Consider the following 4,023-nt stretch of genomic DNA (forward strand, 5'->3'; position numbering starts at 1 on the left):
AAAAACTTTTAAATAATAAGACGTAATACGAGATATTCGATGGAGTGACGGGAGTACAGCCGTGTGCTCTACCTAACTCACCCCCGTGGTCGGGGTGCGGGGGTTGAACCCCCGCAAAACACGACGAATCAGCAAAGGCTCATGCTCTCCATGAGCATGAGCCTGCCAGCTGAGTAGCCCCGACGGGATTTGAACCCGCGCTACCGCCTTGAGAGGGCGGCGTCCTAGGCCGCTAGACGACGGGGCCAGGACTTGTGATCAACTCCTGGCTGGAGTGGATCGTGGATCTTTCGATCCGAAGCTCGATCAGCGTAACCGACCGGGCGGCGGCGACCAAATCGCCTGGTAATCGATACATACCGCATCTGGACGATGAAGCTGAGAGCGATTTCCGCTGGGGTACCAGGACTCGAACCTAGAATGGCTGAACCAGAATCAGCTGTGTTGCCAATTACACCATACCCCAATGACCAGGGCTTTCGGTTGCACCGCTGGCTGCGGTGGCACCGTCGTTCCGGCCGAGAAAGAGAGTACCAAACTGCTCGGGGGAAACTACAAATCGCCTGGTCAGATGGGCGTAGCGCGGTCTGGATCGGCGTGTTGCGCCCGCTGGGCACCGGTCCGCGCGACCGGCGGGCGGGGCCGGGCGGCCGAGGTGGCCGCCCGGCGAGGTGGTCATTCGCCCGGCGCGACCCAGTCGCGGCCGGCGCGGAGCCGGCGCATGGTCTCCTCCCGGCCGAGGAGTTCCAGGGATTCGTACAGCGGCGGGCTGATATGCGATCCGGTGACCGCGACCCGCACCGGCGCGAACGCTTTTCTCGGCTTCAATTCCATCCGATCGATCAGCGCGGTTTTGAGCGCGTCCTCGATTTCGGCGGTGGACCACACGGTCAATGGTTCGAGCGCGGAAACGGCGGCGTCCAGAACCGGGACGGCGTCCGGACCCAAATTCTTCTTACCCGCCGCGGGGTCGATCGCGAACTCGTCGGCGGGTGCGAACAGGAATCGCAGGAGGCCCCACGCGTCGTCGAGTACGACAATGCGGGTCTGCACCAGGTCCGCGGCGGCGGCGAATAGTTTGTCGTCGATTTTTCCGCTGGTTTCCGAGTCCATATATCCGCGGTGGGTAAAGAATGCCCGCAACCGTCCAGCGAAATCCGCTGGTTCCAGCATCCGGATATGCTCGGCGTTGATCGCGTCGGCCTTCTTCTGGTCGAATCTGGCCGGATTCGAATTCACTTTCGATACGTCGAAGGCCTCGATCATCTCCGTCATGGAGAACACATCGTGGTCGTCGGCGATACTCCAGCCGAGCAGGGCGAGATAGTTCAGCAAACCCTCGGGGATGAATCCGCGTTCACGATGCAGGAACAGATCGGCCTCGGGGTCGCGTTTGGAGAGCTTCTTGTTCCCCTGGCCCATCACGAACGGCAGATGGCCGAATTCGGGCGTGAAATCCGTGACGCCGATCCGCCGCAATGCCTGATACAGGGCGATCTGGCGCGGGGTGGAGGACAGCAGATCTTCGCCGCGCAGGACGTGGGTGATCCGCATGGTCGCGTCGTCCACCGGGTTCACCAGCGTATACAGCGGGTCGCCGGTGCCGCGGGTGAGCGCGTAGTCCGGGACCGTGCCGGCCTTGAACGTGGTCTCCCCGCGCACCAGATCGGTCCAGGTGATATCGGCATCGGGCATCCGGAGGCGGACCACGGGCCCGCGTCCTTCGGCCTTGTATTCGGCGATCCGCGCCGGCGTGAGATCACGATCGAAATTGTCGTAGCCGAGTTTCGGATCACGTCCGGCGGCCCGGTGACGCTCCTCGACTTCCGCTGGCGTGGAAAAGGATTCGTAGGCCTCTCCGGCGTCGAGGAGTTTTCGCACCACTTCGCTGTGGATTTCACGACGCTGCGACTGCCGATACGGCGCGTAGGGACCGCCGATTTCCGGTCCCTCGTCCCAATCGAGTCCGAGCCAGCGCAATGCGTCCAGTAGTGCCGCATACGATTCTTCGGAATCCCGGGCGGCGTCGGTGTCTTCGATTCGGAAGACGAAGGTGCCGCCGTGATGCCGGGCGTGGGCCCAGTTGAACAGCGCCGTCCGGATGAGTCCGACATGCGGTGTTCCGGTCGGAGACGGGCAGAAACGGACCCGTACGTTTGTCATGTCTCTCTTTCGTTCAGCGTTTTGCGGCAACGGGATTGGTGAGTGTTCCGATTCCGGCGACGGTTACCGATACCGACTGTCCGTCTTTCATCGGACCGACACCTTCGGGCGTTCCGGTGAGGATGACGTCACCGGGCAGCAGCGTCATCACGCGGGTGACCCATTCGATGATTTCCGGAATATCGTGCAGCAGTAGTGATGTGGTGCTGCGCTGCCGGATCTCGCCATCCAGTTCGGTGGTGATCTCGCGGTCGGCCGGGTCGAAATCGGTTTCGATCCAGGGGCCGAGCGGGCAGAAGGTGTCGTAGCCCTTGGCCCGGGTCCATTGACCGTCCTGCGCCTGCTGGTCGCGGGCGGTGACATCGTTGGCGACGGTGTATCCGAGGATGACGTCCTTGGCGCGCGCGGCGGGCACATCCTTGCACGGACGCCCGATCACGACCGCCAGCTCGCCCTCGTAGTCGACCCGGGAGGAACTGGGCGGCATGACGATAGGGACGTTCGGGCCGACGATGGAAGTACTCGGTTTCATGAAGATCACCGGGTCCTCCGGTGCCTCCCCACCCATTTCGGCGGCGTGGGCGGCGTAGTTCTTCCCCACGCAGATCACCTTGCTCGCCAGGATCGGGGCCAGCAGGCGGATATCGGCCAGCGGCCAGCTGCGGCCGGTGAACGTCGGCGTACCGAACGGATGCTCGGCTATTTCCTTGGCGGTCTCGCCCTCGATGGCGACGAACGCGACCCCGTCGGGGCTGGCTACTCGACCTAGACGCATGGTCGGAGTCTATCCAGCCGGTTCCACCAGCCCGAATGCACCCGACGGGTGGGCGTGGCCCGACGGTGAGAACCGCTACACCGTATGGAGTGCGGCGGTTCCGGACGTGTACCGTAGGCACGGTTAGTTCATAGAATGAGAATTGATTCTCATATATTGAGATTCTACGGCCGAGACGAGGAACGATGGCGCACAGCTCACCTGCCACCGCACCCGAGAAACCCACGGTGTCCCCGGTCCATCGCTGGCTCATGCTGGCCCTCGGCGTATTCGCGCAGACCTCGAGCGCGATCTTCGTGCACGGCGTCCCGTTCCTGTTGCCCGCGCTGACCGCGGACGGTATGCCGCTGCCGACCGCCGGACTGCTGGTGGCCATGCCCACCGTCGGCCTGTGCTGCACGCTGATCGCGTGGGGCTATATCGTCGACCGGCTCGGCGAGCGCCTGGCGCTGGTCGCCGGTCCGGTGATCATGTGCGTCGCGGGCGGGGCGGCGTCCTTCACGTCCAGCTACCCCCTGCTCGGAATCCTGCTGTTCCTGGGCGGGATGGGCGCGGCCAGCACCAACGGCGCCAGCGGCCGGGTGATCGTCGGCTGGTTCCCGCCCGACCGGCGCGGCCTGGCCATGGGCATCCGCCAGACCGGTCAGCCGCTGGGTGTCGGTATCGGCGCCATGACCATCCCCCTGGTGGCCGAGGGCTTCGGCGTCGCGCCGGCACTGGCGGTTCCGGCGGTACTCGCCGGAGTCGCCGCCGTCGGCTGCCTGATCGGCATCATCGATCCGCCGCGGCCGCCACGCGCCGAAGCCGTCGGCGCCAATCCCTACCGCGGCAGCGGGACCCTGTGGCGGATCCACGGCGTATCCATCCTGCTGGTAGTTCCGCAGGGCACCGTCTGGACCTTCGCCCTGCTGTGGCTGCACCGCGATCTGGGCTGGTCGCTGGCGGCCTCGGGCGCCCTGGTGACCGGCACCCAGATCCTGGGCGCGCTGGGCCGGATCGGCGCGGGCGCCTGGTCGGACCGGGTCGGCAGCCGGATGGGCCCGCTGCGCCAGGTCGCGATCGCCGCGGTCACCACCATGTTCCTG

The 4,023-nt window shown here is 65.0% G+C and carries 3 protein-coding genes and 2 tRNA genes; 1 reads left to right on the forward strand and 4 read right to left on the reverse strand.

Features of this window, described 5'->3' with window-relative positions:
* Window positions 1–174 precede the first annotated feature (174 nt).
* From ACWDU1_RS30330 to ACWDU1_RS30345, 4 genes are all read right to left on the reverse strand, one after another.
* Window positions 175–247 (reverse strand) — tRNA-Glu (locus tag ACWDU1_RS30330).
* Window positions 248–394: 147 nt separating this feature from the next.
* Window positions 395–466 (reverse strand) — tRNA-Gln (locus tag ACWDU1_RS30335).
* Between the two features lie 209 nt (window positions 467–675).
* On the reverse strand, window positions 676–2,163 hold the full coding sequence (gltX, locus tag ACWDU1_RS30340) for a glutamate--tRNA ligase (RefSeq protein ID WP_450003718.1): 1,488 nt from the start codon (window positions 2,161–2,163) through the stop codon (window positions 676–678).
* A gap of 13 nt (window positions 2,164–2,176) precedes the next feature.
* Complete coding sequence (locus ACWDU1_RS30345) at window positions 2,177–2,938, reverse strand: fumarylacetoacetate hydrolase family protein (RefSeq protein ID WP_450003719.1); 762 nt, start codon at window positions 2,936–2,938, stop codon at window positions 2,177–2,179.
* 185 nt (window positions 2,939–3,123) lie between these two features.
* On the opposite strand from ACWDU1_RS30345, the gene ACWDU1_RS30350 reads away from it, so the two are divergent.
* Window positions 3,124–4,023 (forward strand): MFS transporter (locus tag ACWDU1_RS30350; RefSeq protein WP_450003721.1); only part of this gene is annotated, 900 nt, incomplete at its 3' end.

It is taken from the genome of Nocardia sp. NPDC003345, assembly GCF_053589395.1.